The organism is Streptomyces griseomycini, from assembly GCF_014203535.1.
GTDB classification, from domain to species: domain Bacteria; phylum Actinomycetota; class Actinomycetes; order Streptomycetales; family Streptomycetaceae; genus Streptomyces; species Streptomyces griseomycini.
The window spans coordinates 59468-80301 of sequence record NZ_JACHJI010000010.1 but is presented as its reverse complement, the minus strand read 5'-3'; the positions used below and the strand labels follow the sequence as shown (position 1 = coordinate 80301).

Sequence of the window (20834 nt, the reverse complement as noted above, 5' to 3'; positions counted from 1 at the left end):
CGCTCCGGTCACCCCAGGGGCACCGCCACCTCGCCCGCGCCCCGCGCCTGAGCCCCGCCGGCGACGCGCACCGTGAACGGGCGGTCGGTCCCGGAGGCCGTGACCCGCAGGACGTCGCCGTCCCGCCGGACGCGGAAGGCCGCGGCCGGCAGCCCCGCCGTGTCCGGCACGGTGATCTCGGCCGCGTAGTCGGGCGCGGCCGGAGGGTGCACGAGCAGGACCGGCGCGTCCAGCCAGTCGCCGTCGGGCCGTGCGTCGTCGCCGGCCAGCGGCAGGACGGCGCCCTCCCGGACGTAGAGCGGAAGGCTGTCGTAGCCGTGCCGCTCGGTGCGCCACCGGGGGCCGGTGACCCGTTCGCCGCTGAGCAGGTGGGTCCAGGTGCCCTCCGGCAGGTAGACCTCCACCTCGCCGTCCTCGGTGAACACCGGCGCGACGAGGAGGTCGGGACCCAGCATGTACTGGCGGTCGAGGGGACGGCACGCCGGGTCGTGCGGGAACTCCAGCACCATGGGCCGCATCATCGGGACGCCCGTGCGGTGGGCCTCGACGGCGGCGCCGTACAGGTACGGCATGAGGCGGTGCTTGAGCAGGGTGAACCGCCGGGCGACGTCGACCGCCTCGTCGCCGAACTCCCACGGCACCCGGTACGACGAGGAGCCGTGCAGCCGGCTGTGGGAGGACAGCAGGCCGAAGGCGAGCCAGCGCTTGAAGACCGAGGGCACGGGCGTGCCCTCGAAGCCGCCGATGTCGTGGCTCCAGAAGCCGAACCCGCTCAGGGACAGGGACAGACCGCCCCGCAGCGACTCGGCCATCGCCTCGAAGGACGACCAGCAGTCACCGCCCCAGTGCACGGGGTACTGCTGCCCGCCCGCGGTCGCGGACCGGGCGAAGAGCACGGCCTCGCCCTGCCCGCGCTCCTTCTCCAGGAGCTCGAACACCGTCTGGTTGTACAGGTGGGTGTAGTAGTTGTGCATCCGCTCGGGATCGGAGCCGTCGTGCCAGACGACATCGGTGGGGATGCGCTCGCCGAAGTCCGTCTTGAAGCAGTCCACCCCCTGGTCCAGCAGGGGCTTGAGCTTCGACTGGAACCAGGCGCGGGCGTCCGGACTGGTGAAGTCGACCAGACCCATGCCGGCCTGCCACAGGTCCCACTGCCACACGTCGCCGTCCGGACGGCGCACCAGGTGACCGAGGGCGGCGGCCTCGTCGAAGAGCGGTGACTTCTGGGCGATGTAGGGGTTGATCCAGAGGCTGATCCGCAGCCCCTTCTCCTTGAGCCGGGCCAGCATGCCGTCCGGGTCCGGGAAGACGTCCGGGTCCCACCGGAAGTCGCACCACTGGTACTCGCGCATCCAGAAGCAGTCGAAGTGGAAGACGGACAGCGGGATGCCGCGCTCGGCCATGCCGTCGACGAACGACGTCACCGTCCGCTCGTCGTAGGACGTGGTGAAGGAGGTGCTGAGCCACAGGCCGAAGGACCAGGCGGGCGGCAGGGCCGGGCGGCCGGTGAGGGCCGTGTAGCGGGTGAGGACGTCCTTCGGGGTGGGGCCGGCGACGACGTAGTACTCCAGCGACTGGTCCTCGACGCTGAACTGGACCTGGCCGACGGACTCGGAGCCGACCTCGAAGGACACCGCGCCGGGATGGTTGACGAAGACGCCGTAGCCGCGGGAGGACAGGTAGAACGGGACGTTCTTGTAGGCCTGCTCGCTGCTCGTGCCGCCGTCGGCCTGCCAGACGTCCACGGTCTGGCCGTTCTTGACGAACGGGGTGAAACGCTCGCCCAGGCCGTAGATCTGCTCGCCGACGCCGAGCGCCAGCCGGCTCAGCATGTGGTGCGCCCCGTCACCGGTCGTGGCGAAGGCGGTGCTCTTGGCGCCCGCGCGGGTCAGTTCGCGTCCGTCCGCGTCGTGGAAGGTGAGGGCGAAGGGGCCGGCCCCGTCGAGGCGGAGGGTCAGCGGTCCGCTGGTCAGCTCGGTGACGGTGCCGTCCCGGCGCACCGTCCCCGCGCCGTCCGCCGCGCCGGTGAGGGCGAAGTCGGGCCCCGGGCGTCGCTTGCCCGCGTGATGGGTGACCCGGACGCCGATGACACCTTCGGCGGGGGAGAAGCACTCGACCGTGAGCAGAGGCGCGTTGAGCGTGTCACCCCTGCGGGTCACTTTCCTCACGGCGGCGTAACCGGTGAAGCGCTTCGATTCAGGGCGTACATCACGCACTTCGGTGGCGTACGAGATCTGGACACCCTCACGGATGAGCCAGAAACCGTCGGTGAACTTCATGGTCTTCCTCGGAGGGGGAGGGGACAGAGGCGGAAGGAAAGCCTCTGACCAGGAACTATGGCAGGAGTGGCGGAACCTGTCACGCCCCGGCGTGAGTAGGTCGTACGGTCGGGGGGCTAGCGCGACCGGCTCTCGCTGACGTATTAGTAATCAGGCCAAACAAATTACACCCGGTGCAGCGCTGCGCAACACCTCGGCGGGATCCGCCACAAGTCGAAGCGCTTCACCACCCTCCCCCGAAGAGTCACCAGCTCAGCGCCCGTTGAGCCGGTCCCACACAAGGGCACCCACCGTGACAGCACATCCTCCGGTCGCCGCACCCCGCACGCGCGGACGCTCGCGCAGAGCCGTCACCTCGTTCGCCGCCGTCTCCGTCCTGATCTCCTCGGCGGCGCTGGCCGGCTGCGCACAGCAGCGCGACGACGACGTGTACACCGTGATGAACTCCTCGACCGACGAGACCTACCACCGCTGGGACGCCGAGGCGATGGCCCGCTGCGGCAAGCGGCTGGGGGTGACCGTCGAGCAGCAGAGCGTCCCCGCGTCGCAGGTGATGACGAAGGCGCTGCGCATGGCCTCGTCGAAGTCGCTGCCGGACATCGTGCAGTTCGACGCCTCCGAGATGCCGACCTTCGCCGAGGCCGGCGGGCTCGTCGACCTGCGCACCCTCGGCCTCGGCACCGAGGACGTCCCCGAGGGCATCGTCGACTTCGGCTCCTACGAGGGCACGTACTACGGTGCGGCCCGCTCCGTGAACACGCTCGCGCTCTTCTACAACAAGGACATCCTGGACGAGGCGGGCGTGAAGGTGCCCACCACCTGGGAGGAACTGCGCCAGGCGGCGAAGAAGCTGACCCGGGGCAAGCGGTACGGCCTGGCGCTCAGCGCGGGCGGCGCCGAGGACGGCGTCTTCCAGTTCACGCCGTTCATGTGGTCCAACGGCGGCGACGAGACGGACCTGGACAGTCCGGAGGTCGTCGAGGCGCTCGACTACTGGAAGGCGCTGCTGCAGGACGGGTCGCTGTCCAAGTCCACGGTCAACTGGACCCAGGCCGACGTGAACGACCAGTTCATGGCGGGGAACGCCGCGATGATGATCAACGGCCCGTGGCAGGTCGAGACCCTCAACACCAAGAAGTCGCTGCACTGGGAGATCGCGCAGATCCCCGTCCCCGAGAGGGGCGCCGACTCGGTGGGACCGCTCGGCGGCGCCGTGCTCACCGTGCCCGACACGGGCGACACCGAGCGCGAGAAGACGGCGGGCCGGATCGTCGCCTGTCTGGCGAGCGAGGAGGAACAGCTCACCTACGCCCTGAACAGCTGGATGGTCCCGGCCAACGAGAAGACCGCCGCCGAGTGGCGCGAGCGGGTGCCCGAGCTGGACGCGCTGGCCGACCAGGTCGCCGCCGCCCGCTCCCGCACCGCCAAGCTCGGCGCCGGCTGGTCGGGCGTGTCGCTCGCCCTGCAGAGCGCCTTCCAGTCCGCCCTGACCGGCCAGTCCAGCGAGGCCGCCCTGAAGCGCGCCCAGCAGCGCGCCACGAGCGGGAACTGAGGTACGCGCCCATGACCACGTCCACCGTCACCGCCCCGGTGTCCGCCGAGACGCCGGGGAAGACCGCCGCGCCGGACCCGGACCGGGCGCGCCTGCGCCGCAGAATCGCCCAGTGGGGCTTCGTCGCCCCCGCCGTCGTCTTCATGCTGCTGTTCTTCGGCTACCCGCTCGTCCGCAACGTCGTGATGAGCTTCCAGCACTACACGCCGAAGACGTTCTTCACCGGTGAGGCACCCTTCAACGGCACCGACAACTGGTCGGCCGTCTTCCAGGACGCCCTCTTCGGCAAGGCGCTGTGGCACACCCTCGTCTTCACCGCCGGCTCCCTGCTCGGCCAGTTCTGCATCGGCCTCGCCCTCGCCGTCTTCTTCAACCGCAGGTTCCCCCTCGGCGGCGTCCTGAGGTCGCTGATCCTGCTGCCCTGGCTGGTGCCCATGGTGGTGTCCGGCATCGTCTGGCGCCGCATCCTCGACCAGGACACCGGCGTGCTGAACACCTTCCTGGACGCCCTGGGACTCGGCGGTCACACCCCGTGGCTCACCAGCCCCGACATGGCCCTGCTCTCGGTGATCCTGGTCAACATCTGGATCGGCATCCCGTTCAACATGGTCATCCTCTACGGCGGCCTCCAGGAGATCCCGAAGGAGCTGTACGAGGCGGCCTCCCTGGACGGTGCCTCGGCCTGGCGCACCTTCCGCTCCGTCACCCTGCCGATGCTCAAGCCGGTGATCACGGTCGTCCTCGTCCTCGGCTTCATGTCGACGGTCAAGATCCTCGACCTGATCCTCGCCCTCACCGACGGCGGCCCCGCCGACGCCACCCAGACCCTGGGCACGCTCACCTACCAGAACTCCTTCGTGGAACTGGACTTCGGTGCGGGCGCGGTCGTCGGCAACGTGCTCATCATCGTCTCCGCGGTGTTCGCGGTGTTCTACCTGCGGGCCAACCGCACCGAGGGGAAGTGACCGACATGGCCGCCCACGCACCCACCGCGTCCCGGCGCCGCTGGGGCTCCACCGTCGCCGGTGTGCTCGTCCTCGCCGTGATGCTCTTCCCGCTGTACTGGATGCTCAACACGGCACTCCAGCCCGAGTCGGGCCTGCTCCAGGTCGACCCGGTGCCCGGCAGCCTGGACCTGTCCGGATTCTCCAAGGCCCTCACCGACCAGGGCGGTCACCTGCTGACCTCCCTGGCGGTCTCGCTCGGCGCCGTCGCCGTCTGCCTCGCGGTCTCCGCCCCCGCGGCCTACGGGCTGGCCCGCTTCGGCCTGCGCGGCTCGCGCACCATCGTCTTCGGCACCCTGATCACGCAGATGGTGCCGGGCATCGTCATCGCCAACGCCCTCTACAACTCGTACGTCGACCTGGGCCTGGTGAACTCCTACTTCGGCCTGATGCTCGCGGACGCCTCGCTCGGCATCCCGTTCTCCATCGTGCTGATGCGCTCCTTCATGGTGTCCATCCCGGGCGAGGTCATCGAGGCCGCCGAGATCGACGGCGCCGGACCGGTACGGGTCTTCCTGCGCGTCGTGCTGCCGATGAGCCGCAACTCCCTGATCACCTCCGGCCTGTTCGCGTTCCTGTTCTCGTGGAGCGACTTCATGTTCGCGCTCACCCTGAACACCACCGACGACGTCAAGCCGATCACGCTGGGCATCTACCAGTACATCGGCGCCCACGTCGGCGACTGGGGCTCGGTGATGGCCGCGTCCGTGCTCTCCGCCGTTCCGGCCGCGGTCCTGCTCGTCCTCGCCCAGAAGTACATCGCCGCCGGCATCACCGGCGGTTCCGTCAAGTGACCACCGCACGTCTGGAGACAGCCACCCGCATGAGTGACCTCCCCCGCTTCCCGTCCGGCTTCGTCTTCGGTGCCGCGACCGCCTCGTACCAGATCGAGGGGGCGGCGCACGAGGACGGCCGCGGCCCCTCGATCTGGGACACCTACAGCCACACCCCCGGTCTGGTGGCGAACGGCGACACCGGCGACGTCGCCTGCGACCACTACCACCGCTACCCCGAGGACGTGGCCCTGCTGCGCGACCTGGGCGTGGACTCCTACCGCTTCTCGATCGCCTGGCCGCGCGTGGTGCCCGGGGGGTCGGGCCCGGTGAACGCCAAGGGCCTGGACTTCTACTCCCGTCTGGTCGACGAACTGCTCGAGGCGGGCATCGAACCGGCCGCCACCCTCTACCACTGGGACCTCCCGCAGGCCCTCGAGGACCGGGGCGGCTGGCGGGTGCGGGAGACGGCGGAGCGGTTCGCCGAGTACACGGCGGTGGTCGCGGAGCACCTGGGCGACCGGGTGCCGCGCTGGATCACCCTCAACGAGCCGTGGTGCAGCGCCTTCCTGGGCTACTCCGTCGGCCGGCACGCCCCCGGCGCCCGCGAGGGCCGGGGCGCGCTGGCCGCCGCCCACCACCTGCTGGTCGGCCACGGCCTGGCGGTCGAGGCACTGCGGGCGGCCGGGGTGCGCGAGGTCGGCATCACGCTCAACCTCGACCGCAACCTGCCGGCCACCGACTCCCCCGCAGACCTGGCGGCCGTGGTCCGCGCCGACACCCAGCACAACCTGGTGTGGACCGAGCCGATCCTCGCGGGCCGCTACCCGGCCACGGAGGAGGAGACCTGGGGCGAGCTGATCACCGGCGCGGACTTCCGGCGGGACGGCGACCTGGAGCTGATCTCCCGGCCGCTGGACTTCCTCGGCGTCAACTACTACCGGCCGATCGTGGTCGCCGACGCCCCGTACCGCGAGAGCGACCCGGCCCGGCGGGTGGCGACCGACAACCGCTACGAGGAGGTCGAGCTCCCCGGCGTGCGGCACACGGCGATGGGCTGGCCGGTCGTCCCGGACGCGTTCACCGATCTGCTGGTGCGGCTGAAGGAGCAGTACGGCGACGCGCTGCCGCCCGTCCACATCACGGAGAACGGCTCCGCGGAGGACGACCGGGTCACCGCCGACGGCGCGGTGCACGACGCCGACCGGGTGGCCTACCTGCGCGACCATCTCACCGCGCTCGGGGCGGCGATGGACGCGGGCGTGGACGTGCGCGGGTACTACGTGTGGTCGCTGCTGGACAACTTCGAGTGGGCCTTCGGCTACGACAAGCGCTTCGGCATCGTCCGGGTCGACTACGCCACCCAGCGGCGCATCCCGAAGGACAGCTACCACTGGTACCGGGGCATGATCGCCGCCCAGCGGCCCTGACGGGTCCCGGGCCCCCAGGCCGGGCGGCGCCTTCACGGTCGTCGAAGGCGCCGCCGGTCCACCGTGCCCGCCGACTCACGGTGCCGGCCGGGGCGCCCTGCCCGCCGGATCGCGCCGTCCGGCTCACCGGGCGGCGACCCGCGCCGGTTCCGCGCCGCCCGCCCCGGGAACGGCGGCGGGCTTGCGGAGCAGGAGCAGCGCCGCGTCGTCGTGGAGCCGGCCGCCCACATGTCCCAGCAGTTCCTCGTGCAGCGCCGCGAGGGTGCGGGCCGGCTCGTCGCACAGGTGCCGGGACAGGCACTCGGCGAGCGGGTAGAACTCACGGCCCTCGTCACGGGCCTCCGTGACACCGTCGGTGTAGAGCAGCAACTGGTCCCCCTCGCCGAACGACAGCACCTGAAGGCTCGGTGTCTCGCCCGACAGGGCCCGCAGGCCCAGGGGCGGCGCCGGGCGGACGGGATCCACGGCCACCACGTCGGAGCCGCGGATCAGCAGGGGAGGCGCGTGTCCGCAGTTGACCACCTCCAGGCGCCCGGTCTCCGGGTATCCGGCGACCACGGCGGTGACGAAGTCGTCGGCCCCGAGGTTGCGCGCCAGGCTCCGTTCGATCCTGCTGACGACGTCCAGCAGATCCGGCTCGTCGTGGGCGGCCTCCCGGAAGACACCGAGCACCAGAGCGGCGGTCCCCACGGCCGGCAGGCCCTTGCCGCGCACGTCGCCGACGATCAGCCGGACCCCGTGGGGGGTCGGGATCAGTGCGTAGAGGTCACCGCCGATCCTGGCCTCCGCCGCGGCCGCGCTGTAGTGGACGGCCACCTGGAACGGGCCGACGGTCTCGGGGACCGGCGCGAGCAGGGCGTGCTGCGCGGTCTCCGCGACGGAGCGGACGGCCGCCAGCACCCGCTCGCGACGTGCGCGCAGGGCACTGGCGAGCGTGCCCGCCAGGGTGACGGTCGCCAACGCGGTGAGCACGGCGGTCAGTGCCGATGCGGGCACGCCGTGACGGACGCCGATCGTCGCGCCCAGGAGCGCGGCGAGAGAGCCGACACCGAGGACTTCGTACGGTCCGCTGGTGGCCGCCGCCAGCGCGGGCGCGGTGGCGAGCAGCGGCAGCCAGATCCTCCCCGTGCCGTCGGCGAGGTTGACGAGCACGACGATCCACACGATCAGCAGGGGCAGCGCGGGCGTACCGGCGACCAAGCGCGCGAGGGCCCGCGTCCGGGGCGATGCCGCGCGTTCCGTTCTCCGCCTGTACCGCCGTGTCCGCCAATGGTCGCGTCCTTGCTGTCGGGCGTGACTCATGTGTCGTCCGCTGTCCTCACCTTTGCGCGGCATGCGCTCCTGAAATGTCTGCTTTATCAGCAAAGATGATCGTATCGAACGTCACAAGGGCGTGTTTTTCAGATAGTGAGCGAAAGTCCCCGGGTCACGCGTCCCGCGGCCGGGAGAAGCCGCTCGCGGACCTCGTCGAGCCGGGACAGCCGGTCCGCCGGCATCGACACGCCGAGCGCCCCCAGCGTCCGCCCGCTGCGGACGGGCACCGCGACGCAGACGGTCCCGAGGGAGTACTCCTCCAGGTCCGCGACCGCCGGGGCCAGCGGGGCGGACTCCAGCTGGCGGATCAGCTCCGTGGCCGTGGTGATCGTCCGGGGGGTGAGGTCGTTGAGGGGGTGCCGGGAGAGGTAGTCCTGGCGCGCCTCGTCGTCCAGCTCCCGCAGCACGGACTTGCCCAGCGCGGTGGCGTGCCCGGCGTCCTCGAAGCCCACCCAGAGGTCGACCCGGGGCGTGCGGGGACCGTCGACGATCTCGGCGACCCGGATCTCGCCGTCCTCGTAGAAGGTGAGGTAGGCGGCGGTCGAGAGCTCGTCCCGCAGCGCGGCGAGCGCCGGCCGGACCCGGCTGAGCAGCGTCTGTCCGCGGCTCGCCGTGTGCAGGGTCTGCAGCCTGTCGCCCAGGACGAACCCGCCGTCGTCCAGTTTGCGCAGGTACCCGTCGTGCACCAGCGTGCGCAGCAGGTGGTAGGCCGTGGCCAGGGGCAGTCCCGTCTCGCGCGCCAGCTGTTTCGCCGGCGCGCCGTTCTGATGTGCGCTCGCCGCCTCCAGCAGCCGGAAGGCCCGCTGGACGGAGGAGATGAGGGTCGGACCCGCACCCATGTGACCAGCCTGCGCCAGGCGTCCGCCACAGGCAAGGGCGGACGGAGCGCTCCGCCGTCGCCCCGGGGATCCGGGCCGGTCGACACTTCCCATCATGACGCGACTGTTTGCCTAAATCCTGTAGGCAAATGCATAATCGGCTTCGTCGACAGGGAGGACGGTTGTGGCACGTGCAGGACTGACCGCGGAACGCCTGGCCCGGGCGGGAGCCGAACTCGCCGACGAGGTGGGGTTCGAGCAGGTGACCGTGTCGGAGCTCGCCAGGCGCTTCGACGTCAAGGTGGCGAGCCTGTACTCGCACGTGAGGAACTCGCAGGACCTCAGGACCAGGATCGCGCTGCTCGCCCTGGAGGAACTCGCGGACCGGGCCGCCGACGCGGTGGCCGGGCGGGCCGGCAAGGACGCGCTGGCCGCCCTCGCCGACGTGTACCGCGACTACGCCAGGGAGCACCCCGGCCGCTACGCCGCGGCCCAGTTCCGGCTCGCTCCGGAGGCGGCCGCGGCCAGTGCGGGCGTGCGGCACGCGCAGATGACGCGGGCGATCCTGCGCGGCTACGACCTGACCGAGCCGGACCAGACGCACGCGGTGCGGCTGCTGGGCAGCGTCTTCCACGGCTACGTCAGCCTCGAGATGGGAGGCGGGTTCAGCCACAGCGCCCCCGACACGCAGGAGACCTGGTCGCGCATCCTCGACGCCCTCGACGCCCTGCTGCGCAACTGGCCCGCCGCCCCCTGACGACTGGCCCGCCCCCGGACGCGTCCGGGGCTCCGACCGACCGGGCAATCCCGCTCCGCACCACAGACAGGCCGACCCGTGCACGACCACATGCCCAGCTGGACCACCACCCCCCTCACCGCCGGCCTCCTGCGCGGCGCCCTCGACCTGGAGCACACCGCGCGCGGGGTCCTGCCGCACCGGCTGCCCGCCCGGGCCCGTGCCCAGTGCACCGACGGACAGCTCCTGATGGCCGAGTCCCAGCCCTCCGGCGTGCGGCTCGTCTTCCGCACCCGGGCGACCGCCGTCGAACTGGACACGCTGCCCACCAAGCGGGTCTACGCCGGAGCCCCGCCACGTCCGGACGGCGTGTACGACCTGCTCGTCGACGGACGTCCGGCGGGCCGGGGCACCGTGCCCGGCGGCAACACCCTGTTCATCGACATGGGCAGCGGAACGTTCGACAGCCGGCCCGGCCCCGTGGGCACCCTCCGCTTCACCGGCCTGCCCGAGCGCGACAAGACCGTCGAGATCTGGCTGCCGCACGACGAGACCACCGAACTCGTCGCACTGCGCACCGACGCGCCCGTCGAGCCCGCACCCGAGCCGGGGCGCCCCGTGTGGCTGCACCACGGCAGCTCCATCAGCCACGGATCCGACGCCGAGAGCCCCACCGCCACCTGGCCCGCGCTCGCCGCGGCGCTGGGCGGTGTGGAACTGGTCAACCTGGGACTGGGCGGCAGCGCCCTGCTCGACCCGTTCACGGCGCGGGCCATGCGCGACACCCCCGCCGACCTGATCAGCGTCAAGATCGGCATCAACCTCGTCAACACCGATCTGATGCGGCTGCGTGCCTTCACCCCGGCCGTCCACGGCTTCCTCGACACCATCCGCGAGGGCCACCCCACCACCCCGCTCCTGGTCGTCTCGCCCCTCCTGTGCCCCATCCACGAGGACACACCCGGCCCGAGCGCCCCGGACCTCGGCGGCCTCGCCGAGGGCAGGCTCCGGTTCCGGGCCGCGGGCGATCCCGCCGAGCGGGCCGCCGGCAAACTGACGCTCGCCGTCATCCGGGACGAGCTGAGCCGCGTCGTGGCGCAGCGGGCCGCCGACGACCCGAACCTGCACCACCTCGACGGCCGGGACCTCTACGGCGAGGCGGACTTCGCCGAGCTGCCGCTGCCCGACGGCCTCCACCCCGACGCGGCCGCCCACCGGCGCATCGGCGAGCGCTTCGCCGCCCTCGCCTTCGCGGACGGCGGCCCGCTTTCTCCGCCGGACCGGCCCGGACGAGAGGGACCGCGGTCCGGCAGGTGATGACCCGGGCCGGGGAGGTTACTCGGTGGCCGAACGGAAAACGTCGAGCCATCACAGCCATCACCGGGAGAAGTACTCATGTCCCACACCACGAGCGCACGCGAAGTGGTGGACGCCATCAAGGACGCCCACTTCCCCGCGGGCAAGGACGAACTGATCCAGGCGGCCCGCGAGGCCGGCGCCTCGGACGAGGCCGTCGCGGCGCTCCGCGGCATCCCGCCCGAGAGCTATGCCAACCGTGAGGAGGTGGCCCGGTCGGTGCGTGTGGACCCCGCCTCCGACCTCGGGACGTCTCCCGCGCAACGGGCCGAGCAGGCGCGTGCGGGGGGCAAGCAGGGGCAGTCGCAGCATCTGCGCGACGTGCCGAAGCCGCCGGTCGAGGAGGAACTGGACCGCTGAGGACGGCCCGGCGGCCGGGGCGCGCCGGGTGAGCGGACGGGGCCACCGGGCACGCCGGCGGCCCCGCTCCTTTCGGCGTGCCGGGACGAGGGTCAGGAGTAGAGCGCCTCGATCTCCTTGGCGTACGCCTCCTGCGCCGCTCGCCGCTTGACCTTGAGCGAGGGGGTCAGCAGCCCGTTGTCCTCGGTGAACTCGCCTTCGACGAGGGTGAAGGCGCGGATGGACTCGGCGCGGGAGACGGCCTGGTTGGCGTAGTCGACGGCCCTTTGGACGTCGGCGCGCATGCGCGGATCGCGGACGACGTCGGACAGCGGGGTGTCGGCGGGCATCCTGCGGACCGACAGCCAGTGGGCGACCGCCTCGGGGTCCAGGGTGATCAGCGCGGCGACGAAGGGGCGGTTGTCGCCGACGACGAGGCACTGGCCGACGGGCGGGCGGCTGCGCAGGCGGTCCTCCAGGACGGCCGGGGAGACGTTCTTGCCGCCGGCCGTGACGAGGATGTCCTTCTTGCGGCCGGTGATGGTGAGGTAGCCGTCCTCGTCGAGGGAACCGAGGTCACCGGTGGAGAACCAGCCGTCGTCGAGGACCTCGTCCGTGGCGGCCGGGTTGTTCCAGTAGGACCCGAAGACGATGCCGCCCTTGATCTGGACCTCGCCGTCGGCGGCGATGCGGACCGCGGTGCCCGGGACGGGGAGGCCGACCGTGCCGGGGCGCGGGCCCAGCGGCGGGACGATGGTGGCGGCGGCGGAGGTCTCGGTCAGGCCGTAGCCCTCGTAGACCATGATCCCGGCCGCGTAGAAGAAGAGGTTGAGGTCGCGTTCCAGGGGCGAGCCGCCGCTGATGGCGTACCGCAGGCGCCCGCCGAGCTCTTTCCGCACACGGCGGTAGACCAGCAGGTCGTAGAGGGCCCAGGCGGCGTACAGGCCGGGGCCGGGACCCCTGCCCCGGCCCAGGAACCGGTCCAGGTGGGCCTCGCCGAAGCGGACGGCGACGCGGTGGGCGCGATCGAAGGAGGAGCCGCGGCCGATCTTCTCGGCGGTGGCGCGGCCGGTGTCGTGGATCTTCTCGAAGAGGTACGGGACGCCGACGAGGAAGGTCGGGCGGAACGCCTTCAGGGCGGGGCGGAGCTCGTCGGGCTTGATGCTCGGGCAGTGGCCGATCTCGATGCGCGCCATCAGGCAGGAGATCTGCAGGGTGCGGCCGAGGATGTGGGCGAGCGGGAGGAAGAGCAGCGTGGAGGCGGCCTGGCCGGTGACCTCCTTGAAGACCGGGTGCAGCAGCTCGACGGTGTTGGCCGCCTCGGCGTGCAGGTTGGCGTGGGTGAGGACGCAGCCCTTGGGGCGCCCGGTGGTGCCGGAGGTGTAGCAGAGCGTGGCGGTCGTGTCGGGGGTCAGGGCGCCGCGGCGCCGGGTGACCTCCTCGTCGGGGACGTCCCGGCCGAGCGCGGTGAGCTCGGCGAGGGCTCCCGCGTCCAGCTCCCAGACGCGCGGGGGAGAGGGGCGGGCGGCGGTGGCGGCGGTGACGGTGGCGGTGTTGCCCGGGGTCTCGGTGACGACGTACCGGGCGCCGGAGTCACGGACGATCCACTCCACCTGCTCCGCGGAGGAGGTGGCGTACACGGGGACGGTCTGGCCGCCGGCGGACCAGACCGCGAAGTCCAGGACGGTCCACTCGTAGCGGGTGCGGGACATCACGGCCACCCGCTCGCCCGGTGCGAGACCGGCGGCGATCAGCCCCTTGGCCACGGCGGTGACCTCCTGGGCGAAGACCGCCGCCGTGACCGGTTGCCAACCGCCCTGCCGCTCCCGGCGCAGGACGACCGCGTCCGGCGCCTCGGCGGCGTTGGCGAAGGGGATGTCGGCCGTGCTGCCGGTGGTCGGCCGCGGGGCGAGGGCCGCCGCCCGGGCCTCGCGGACGACGCCGTGCTCGTCCCTGGTGATCTCGACCCGGCTGCGACGCGCCAGGCCGGTGCGTCGTTTCGCTCGTTTCAGATCCTTGCGTACGCCCATGACGGCTCCCGGTCGCGGCTGATGCTGTCGTACTGGTGCTGTCCTGCCCACTTACTTACTCAGGAGTCAACTTACCCGTGCGTAAGGATCAGTCAATGGGCCGGGTCAGGTCAGGCGGTCCGCCGTGCGGATCACCTCGGCCAGCTCGCGGACGTCCTCGTCCTCGGTCCTGTCCGCCAGCTCGGCGGCATGCTCGGAGAGCTCGCCGAGTCCCGGGGCACCGGGCAGGGCGCTGTGACGGCGGTCGGAGGAGCGCAGGGCGTCGGCGAAGTAGGCGGCGGTCGCGGTGAGGGTCAGGTCGCGGTGCGCCGTCCACACGGAGTCGTCGAGGTCGGCGGTCTCCACGTCGCCGGTCTCCTCGTGGGGCGCACGGGTGTCGGGGTCGAGCCAGCGGACGGTGACCGTGGCCAGGTGCCCGTCGGCGTCGGCGTACGTGCGCACCGCGTACAGGGCGGTGACGGTGTGGCCGGGTCCGACCTCGCCGCCGTCGACGCGGTCGTCGCGGAAGTCGTCGTCGGCGACGCGGCGGTTGTCGTAGCCGACGAGGCGGAACTCGGAGACCGCGGCCGGGTCGAAGGCGACCTGGGCCTTGGCGTCACGGGCCGTCAACTCGATGGCACGGGGCAGTTCTTCGCAGAAGACCTCGCGGGCGTCCTCCTCCTCGGACACGTACACCGTGTGGCCGTCGCCCCGGTCGGCGAGGCGCTCCATGAGGGCGTCGCCGTAGTCGCTGCCGACGCCGACGCCGAAGAGGGTGATGCCGTGCGCGCGGCGGGCCTCGAAGATGCGCTCGAGGATCGCGTCGGCGTCGGTCTCGCCGGTGTTGGCGAGGGCGTCGGAGACGAGGACGACCCGGTTGGTGGCACCCTCGCGCAGCCCCTCGACGGCGGTCTCGTACCCGGTCTCGACCCCGGCGCCGAGGTTGGTGGACCGGGTCGGCTCCAGGCTGTCGACGGCGTCGTGGACCTCGGCGCGGTTGCCGCCGAGACGGGTCATCGGCAGGACGGTCTCCGCCTCGTCGCTGAAGGTGACGAGGGCGACCGAGTCGTCGTCGCGCAGCCGGTCCGTCATCACGGAGAGGGACCTCCGGGCGAGGTCGAGGCGTCCCGGCTCGGCCATCGAGCCCGAGACGTCGACGACGAACGTGAGGGCGGCGGGCGGGCGTTCGCCGCCCGGCTCCGCGGACCGGGTGGCCAGCCCCACGCGGACCAGGCTCCAGTCCTCCTCGTCGGTGCGGGCGCCGTCCACGGTGACCGTGAAACCGTCGCCGTCGGGACGTTCGTAGTCCTGCCGGAAGCTGTTGACGAACTCCTCGGGGCGGACGGTCGCCGGGTCGGGCAGCCGGCCCTCGGCGAGCGCGCGGCGGGCGTAGCCGTAGGAGGCGGTGTCGACGTCGAGGGCGAAGGTGGACAGGTGGCCGGGGGCGACCTCGCGGGAGTCCTGCTCGCCCTCGCGCCGTTCACCGCCGTCCGGTCCGCCCCGGTCGGGGGCGGGCAGCGGGACCGAGCCGTTCCCTCCGCGATCGTACGAACCGTCACTCGCCTTGCCGCTGTTGTCGTTCGTCCCGCTGCACCCGGTGAGCAGCAGGCCGCTCGCCGCCGTGAGCGCGAGCAGCGCCCCGCCCAGCCGTCGTGTCCCGTGCCACTTCATCGTCCGTTCCCCCTCGGTCCGTCGACATCGGCTTCTGCGACTGTGACGCCGGAGCGGGCCGGAACGTGCGGTACGGAGCGTTGCAGGTGAGTCTCGAAGAGGGCACGGCAAGGGCCCGCCGAGACCGGTAGGTGATCCTCCGTTGACCTGGGGCGCCGTGTCTGCGCGCGTGGAACCGCGGAAGGCCAGGGAGAACGGCACGCGTGCGCGCGTTACGAAGAACGGGACAGGGGCGGGCTCCGGAGCGGCCGTCCCCCCTCGGTCGCAACCTGCCGCCGCCCGGAGCAGGGGCGGCGCCCCTGCCGATACGGCTCCGGCCGCCGCCGGAGACGGCCCGCGCCGCGCGCCCGACGTCGGACCGCCCGTGGGCCGGCCCTGGCGCGCTCGGTCCCCGCGGGCTGCCCGGCACACGGGGACCGGTGTGCCCGGGCCGATCCCGCGGCGTCGCTCCCGTCCCTCACCACCGGTTGCGCGCCTCCTCCGCCCATCCGGTGAGCCCGTCGAGCTCCACCCATGTGCCGTCGTCGGCCCGCGCCCGCCCCGTGAAGCGGCCGAAGCACGGGTGCGCCTCGTTGGCCGCCACGCCCAGGCCGGTCCTGGCGGCCCTCTCGTGGAACGGGCGGAACTCGGCCCCCGCACGGGGCCCGGTGACGCGCCGGGGACGCAGCCGGTCCGTGCGGTCGTAGGTCCAGGCCGGCTCGTCGCCGATCTTGTGGAGGCGGCCGTCGAGGAACAGGGCGTTCTCGGTCGAGCCGGTCCCGTCGGTCCACGTGCCGCCGAGCTGGACGGCGCACCCGGGACCGCAGCCCGCCGCCCAGTTCCAGGTGACGGCGCACGGCCACTTGCCGCACCCGTGGTCGAGGGCGGCGAAGCAGTCGGACCCGCCGATCGGGAACTGCTCCGAGCCGAGCGTGAGGAGTCCGCGCACGGGACGGCCGAGGTCCTTCACGGTGTACTGGAAGCGGCGCCGGCTCCAGGGCACGACGCCGAGCGACCGTGGCCGTCCGGCAGCGGGACCCCGGCCCGCAGGCCGAAGCCCGGGGCGACGGCGCTGATGGTGGTGCTGGGCGAGTTCGATCGCCACACCGCCGCCCCGGACCGAGGCCGTCCCGGCGCCGCTGCGTTCGGGCATCCGGACGCCGCGCGACGGCGGCGTCACGACGTCCTCGGGCAGTTCGCGGCCGGTCGACCGGTCCAGGACGTAGACGCCGTGCACCCCGGCGTGGTCGAGCGAGGAGGCGACCAGGCCGACGATGTGCGAAGGGGTGACGATGCCCCAGTGCTCCCAGCGTTTGGCACGCCCCAGCCGCGCAGGTTCGAGCGGTGCGGCGGGCGCCGGGTCCAGCCGACCGCGGCGGGATCGAGCCGACCGTCGGGCAGGCACGGGTCGACAGGGGCGGTGATCTCGCGTCCGGTGGTCACGGCAACCGCTGCCTTTCGTCCGGGTGAGGAGGTCGTCGACGTGAGGCCGCCGGTGGCCGAAGCGCCGGTGACCCGCACGCGGCCGTCGACGGACGGACCGTGTCCGCCGTGCTCCGGCAGGACGAGGGCACCCCGGTCCGCACGTCGAACGGCACCACGAGGGCCTCCGCGCCGCGCCGGACCTTCCCCGCACACCCCCTTCCTCCCTTCGGCGGGCGGAACGCGTACCGTCCGGCCGTATGGAACCACCGGCTCACCCACAGCCCGCACCCGGCACCCGGCGCCGGGCCCGTGACCTCGGCATCGTCATCGGGCAGGCCGCCACCGGGCCCCTCAACGCGATCACCGATGTGCCGGGCGTCCGCGTCGGTCACACCACCGTCCGCCGGCAGCCCGACGTGCACAGCGGGGTCACCGCCGTCGTGCCCGATGCCGTCGGGCCTCACGCACCGCTGCCCGCAGGGGTGTTCACCGGCAACGGCTACGGCAAACTCATCGGCACGACCCAACTCACCGAGCTCGGCACGCTGGAGACCCCGATCCTGCTCACCTCCACCCTGTCGGCCTTCCGCGTCGCCGACGCCCTCGTCGGCTGGATGCTCCAGCGGCCCGGATGCGAGGAGGTGCGGAGCCTCAACCCCGTCGTGGGGGAGTGCAACGACGGCTTCCTGTCCGACATCCGCGCACGGCCCGTCCACGAGGAGCACGTCCGGGCCGCCCTCGACACGGCGTCCGGCGGGACGGTGGCCGAGGGCTGCGTCGGCGCGGGAACAGGCATGGTCGCACTGGGTTTCAAGGCCGGCATCGGGACCGCCTCACGCACCGCGGACCTGGGAGGCCGGTGCTTCACCACGGGCGTCCTGGTGCAGGCGAACTTCGGCGGCACACTGCGGGTGCTCGGCCGCACCGTCACCCCGCAGTCCACGGGCCTCGACGCCGGCGGGCCGGAACCGGTCGCGGAGACCGGCTCCTGCATGATCGTGGTGGCCACGGACGCCCCTCTCGACGCCCGGCAGCTCACCCGTGTCGCGCGGCGCGCGGTGTTCGCCCTGGCCCGCACGGGCGCGGCCTACAGCCACGGCAGCGGCGACTACGCCGTGGCGTTCGGCACGCGGCCGGACGCCGGCGCCCCTGTGCCGGACGCCGGACTGGGGCCGCTGTTCGAAGCGGTCCTCGACGGGGTCGAGGAGGCGGTGCTCAACTCCCTGCTCGCCGCGACGACGACCACCGGCTTCGGCGGCCGGACCGTGCCGGCGCTCCCGGCGGACCTCCTGCTCGCCGCCCTCGCGGCCCCCGCGGTGTCACCGGCGCGCTGACGGCGGACAGTTCGCCGCCGAGGGGAGCTCCGGGGCCGGGCACCCTCCCGCCCGGCCCGGCCGCACGGAGCGGCGTCGGCCGGAACCAGCGGTTCACGAGCCGGCCCCCGCGGCGGGCGGCCTCAGCGAGAGCGTGCCGTCGGGCTCGAGGACCGGGCGCACGCCGGCGCTGACCCGGTCGAGGGTCGCGTGCATCCAGGAGGCGTCCCGGTACGGGGCGGGCTCCAGCCGCATGCGCCGGGAACGCAGGGGCACCATGCGCAGGCCGACGAACCGGCCGGTGTCCGCCGCCACCGTGACGAAGTAGGCGAGCCGGAGGTCGTCACGGTACTCCTCGTGACCGCCGATGCCCTCGTAGTCGTCGATGAAGTCGCCGCAGCCGTGCAGGACCAGCCTCCGCCGGTGCACCTCGAGGGGGCGGGGGTGGTGCGAGGAGTGCCCGTGGACGAGGTCGACGCCGCCGTCCACCAGGGCGTGCGCGAAACGGGTCTGCTCGCGGGGGACGCGATACCCCCAGTTGGAACCCCAGTGCACGGACACGACCACGATGTCGCCCGCACGCTTGGCCCGCCGGACGCGCCGCACCACCGCGTCGGCCGTGGCGGCCGACAGGTCGGGGACGTGGGCGACGCCCGGCCGGGCGGCGGTCGCCGCCCAGCCGGGCGGGATGCCGCTGGAACTCGCTCCGAGGGCGAGGACGAGGACCCGGCCGCCGGTTCCGACGGGGACGGCCACCGGCCCGTACGCCTCGTCGTCGCTCCGCCCGGCGCCCGCCACCCGCAGGCCCGCGCCGGCGAGGGTGTCCAGCGTCTCCTCCAGGCCCGCCCGGCCGAAGTCCAGCACGTGGTTGTTGGCCAGGACGCAGACGTGGGGCCGGGCCGCGGTGAGGGCGGGCACGTTGGCCGGATGCATGCGGTAGTGAACCCCCTTGCCGGGGGCGAACGCGTCACTGCGCGTGACGGACGTCTCGAGATTGACGATCCGGACGTCCGGGTCGGCCGCCTCCAGCAGCCGGAGTGCCTCACCCCACGGCCAGGACGGGGGCACGGGGGCCGGGATCGGGCCGTTGACCGACTCGGCCATGCGCACGTAGGACCGGGCGTCCGTGACGTAGTCCTCCCGCAGCGCGGGATCGCCGGGCCGCTCGAGGATCTGATCGACGCCGCGCCCGAGCATCACGTCGCCGCACAGGAACAGCGTGACCACACCGCCGCTGGTCATACTCCCACGGTAAGAGCTTCCGCCCGCCACGAGGGCGCGGGACCCTCCCGGGACCGGGAGGACCGCCGCCGTGCCGCCCGCGGAGCACGCCCCGGGCCGACAGGTCCGCTCCGGCCTTGTCCGCCGTTCCGGCCCGGCACTACCGTGCTGCGGTGGATCTCTTCTCACGCTCCTGGACGGCATTGCGCACGGCGGTCGCGGAGACCCCGGACGAGGATTTCGAGCGGCCGTCCGGCTGCTCCGGCTGGCTCGTGCGGGACCTGGTGTGCCACCTGGTCGTCGACGCCCAGGACGTCCTGATCACCTTGGTCACCCCCGCCGAGGACGAACCGACCGTGGACGCGGTCACCTACTGGAACCTCGTCGAGCCCCCGACCGGGGAGGACCCGCTCGATGCGCTGATCCCCCGGCTGGCCGCCGCCTACGGCGAGCCGCGGTGGCTGAAGTTCCACCTCGACGACGTCGGTTCCGCCGCGGGCCGCGCCGCCGGACTCGCCGATCCGGCCGCCCGCGTCAGCACGCGCGGCGAGGTGCTGACCGCGGGCGACTACCTGTCCGCGTACGTGCTCGAATGGACCCTGCACCACCTGGACCTGATCGCGCACCTGCCGTCGGCCGCCGGGCCGCCCGCCGAGACCCTCGCAGCGGCACGCGCGTCGCTGGAGAAGATCGCCGGGGCGTCCTTTCCCGCCTCGCTCTCCGACCGGGACGCGTTGCTGATCGGTACCGGACGCCGCACGCCGACCGACGCGGAGAAGGCCGCGCTGGGCGATGTCGCCGCGAGGCTCCCGCTCGTCCTCGGGTGAGCGGCCGTCCCGTGCCCCATGACCCGGACCGGGGCGGACCGCTCGTGCTCCCCTTCCTCAGGTTCCGCCACCGAAGGCCCGCCCCCCGCCTGCGAAGACGATCCGCGGCGGGGGCGGCGGGCCGGGGCACGGCGTCCGGTCCCGTCACCGGCCCACCCGCCCGTCGACGCGCTCCCGCAGCAGGTCGGCGTGCCCGCGGTGACGGGCGTACTCCTCGATCCGGTGCACCATCAGCCCCCGGAGCGGGGCCCGGTCCTTGTACGCGGCGTCGGCCACGGCCTGCTCGGCGACGGCCCCGTGGAGGCCGGCGTCACGCCCGCCGTACAGCTTCGGCGGCGGATCGCCGTCGCTGATCCGGTCGCGCCGGTCCCGTTCCACCTCGGCGAGGTGCCGCACCAGGCCGAGCGGCGACATCGTCGACGGCCGGACCGACCGGCGGGACAGCTGCTCCGCGTCCGGGCCCTCGCGCTTCGTCCGCCGGGTCATGCGGTGGCCGGACAGGAAGTCCCGCAGCGCCGCGGGTTCGCCGTCCGGGCCGGCACCGTCGCTGTGGCGGGGGCCGTCGGCGGGTTCTCCGGTCAGGGCGGCCGGAAGGGACGGGGGAGGGCCGACCGAGGGCGATCACCGTCGAGAACGGGTGTGCCGCCGCGGTGTCTCCGTGCCTCGGCCCGGGAACCGTGACCGCTCACCCCGACGGCGTCCTGCCGGGCGGCCTCCCCCGGGCACTGGTACGTTCCGTTCGGAGCGGTACGCCCCCGGAAAGGAACGCAGCCACGTCCCCCACCGAC

The 20834-nt window shown here is 73.0% G+C and carries 17 protein-coding genes; 9 read left to right on the top strand and 8 right to left on the bottom strand.

Features of this window, described 5'->3' with window-relative positions; translation table 11 throughout:
* Positions 1 to 8 precede the first annotated feature (8 nt).
* Positions 9 to 2279, bottom strand: a complete 2271-nt coding sequence (gene yicI / locus FHS37_RS26400; RefSeq protein ID WP_184825605.1) for an alpha-xylosidase — start codon at positions 2277 to 2279, stop codon at positions 9 to 11.
* 292 nt (positions 2280 to 2571) lie between these two features.
* On the opposite strand from yicI, the gene FHS37_RS26395 reads away from it, so the two are divergent.
* The 4 genes from FHS37_RS26395 to FHS37_RS26380 are packed head-to-tail and all read left to right on the top strand — an operon-like array spanning position 2572 to position 7038.
* Positions 2572 to 3831 (top strand): ABC transporter substrate-binding protein, encoded by a 1260-nt coding sequence (locus FHS37_RS26395; protein ID WP_184825597.1) that lies wholly within the window; start codon positions 2572 to 2574, stop codon positions 3829 to 3831.
* An 11-nt stretch (positions 3832 to 3842) separates the two neighbouring features.
* Positions 3843 to 4796 (top strand): carbohydrate ABC transporter permease, encoded by a 954-nt coding sequence (locus FHS37_RS26390; protein ID WP_184825595.1) that lies wholly within the window; start codon positions 3843 to 3845, stop codon positions 4794 to 4796.
* Between the two features lie 5 nt (positions 4797 to 4801).
* On the top strand, positions 4802 to 5629 hold the full coding sequence (locus FHS37_RS26385) for a carbohydrate ABC transporter permease (protein ID WP_184825593.1): 828 nt from the start codon (positions 4802 to 4804) through the stop codon (positions 5627 to 5629).
* Between the two features lie 29 nt (positions 5630 to 5658).
* A complete protein-coding gene (locus FHS37_RS26380) occupies positions 5659 to 7038 on the top strand; it encodes a GH1 family beta-glucosidase (RefSeq protein WP_184825591.1) in 1380 nt (459 codons plus the stop codon).
* Positions 7039 to 7161: 123 nt separating this feature from the next.
* Here FHS37_RS26380 and FHS37_RS26375 read toward each other — a convergent pair whose 3' ends face one another.
* Complete coding sequence (locus FHS37_RS26375; RefSeq protein ID WP_184825589.1) at positions 7162 to 8340, bottom strand: PP2C family protein-serine/threonine phosphatase; 1179 nt, start codon at positions 8338 to 8340, stop codon at positions 7162 to 7164.
* Positions 8341 to 8438: 98 nt separating this feature from the next.
* Entirely contained in the window at positions 8439 to 9191 is a 753-nt protein-coding gene (locus FHS37_RS26370) for an IclR family transcriptional regulator (protein WP_184825587.1), read from the bottom strand.
* A gap of 163 nt (positions 9192 to 9354) precedes the next feature.
* Between FHS37_RS26370 and FHS37_RS26365 the strand changes: the two genes are divergently transcribed.
* The 3 genes from FHS37_RS26365 (at position 9355) to FHS37_RS26355 (ending at position 11622) form a co-directional block, all read left to right on the top strand.
* A complete protein-coding gene (locus FHS37_RS26365) occupies positions 9355 to 9927 on the top strand; it encodes a TetR/AcrR family transcriptional regulator (RefSeq protein WP_184825584.1) in 573 nt (190 codons plus the stop codon).
* 90 nt (positions 9928 to 10017) lie between these two features.
* Positions 10018 to 11223, top strand: a complete 1206-nt coding sequence (locus FHS37_RS26360; RefSeq protein ID WP_184825582.1) for a GDSL-type esterase/lipase family protein — start codon at positions 10018 to 10020, stop codon at positions 11221 to 11223.
* Positions 11224 to 11301: 78 nt separating this feature from the next.
* The gene (locus tag FHS37_RS26355) at positions 11302 to 11622 is read left to right on the top strand and encodes a DUF2795 domain-containing protein (RefSeq protein ID WP_184825580.1); all 321 of its coding nucleotides are present in this window, start codon (positions 11302 to 11304) and stop codon (positions 11620 to 11622) included.
* A gap of 92 nt (positions 11623 to 11714) precedes the next feature.
* On the opposite strand, the gene FHS37_RS26350 is transcribed toward FHS37_RS26355, so the two are convergent.
* From FHS37_RS26350 to FHS37_RS26340, 3 genes are all read right to left on the bottom strand, one after another.
* Complete coding sequence (locus FHS37_RS26350; RefSeq protein WP_184825578.1) at positions 11715 to 13631, bottom strand: AMP-dependent synthetase/ligase; 1917 nt, start codon at positions 13629 to 13631, stop codon at positions 11715 to 11717.
* Between the two features lie 105 nt (positions 13632 to 13736).
* Positions 13737 to 15281, bottom strand: a complete 1545-nt coding sequence (locus FHS37_RS26345) for a vWA domain-containing protein (RefSeq protein ID WP_184825576.1) — start codon at positions 15279 to 15281, stop codon at positions 13737 to 13739.
* A 457-nt stretch (positions 15282 to 15738) separates the two neighbouring features.
* Positions 15739 to 16665: a DUF2804 domain-containing protein gene (locus FHS37_RS26340; RefSeq protein WP_229889891.1), complete on the bottom strand. Its 927-nt coding sequence runs from the start codon at positions 16663 to 16665 to the stop codon at positions 15739 to 15741.
* Between the two features lie 277 nt (positions 16666 to 16942).
* On the opposite strand from FHS37_RS26340, the gene FHS37_RS26335 reads away from it, so the two are divergent.
* Positions 16943 to 18019, top strand: coding sequence for a P1 family peptidase (locus FHS37_RS26335; protein ID WP_184825574.1), 1077 nt, complete (start codon positions 16943 to 16945; stop codon positions 18017 to 18019).
* 93 nt (positions 18020 to 18112) lie between these two features.
* Here FHS37_RS26335 and FHS37_RS26330 read toward each other — a convergent pair whose 3' ends face one another.
* On the bottom strand, positions 18113 to 19240 hold the full coding sequence (locus FHS37_RS26330; protein ID WP_184825572.1) for a CapA family protein: 1128 nt from the start codon (positions 19238 to 19240) through the stop codon (positions 18113 to 18115).
* Between the two features lie 152 nt (positions 19241 to 19392).
* Here FHS37_RS26330 and FHS37_RS26325 point away from each other — a divergent pair, with 152 nt between their 5' ends.
* On the top strand, positions 19393 to 20046 hold the full coding sequence (locus FHS37_RS26325) for a maleylpyruvate isomerase N-terminal domain-containing protein (protein WP_184825570.1): 654 nt from the start codon (positions 19393 to 19395) through the stop codon (positions 20044 to 20046).
* Between the two features lie 144 nt (positions 20047 to 20190).
* On the opposite strand, the gene FHS37_RS26320 is transcribed toward FHS37_RS26325, so the two are convergent.
* A complete protein-coding gene (locus tag FHS37_RS26320; RefSeq protein ID WP_184826066.1) occupies positions 20191 to 20628 on the bottom strand; it encodes a mycothiol transferase in 438 nt (145 codons plus the stop codon).
* Positions 20629 to 20834 lie beyond the last annotated feature (206 nt).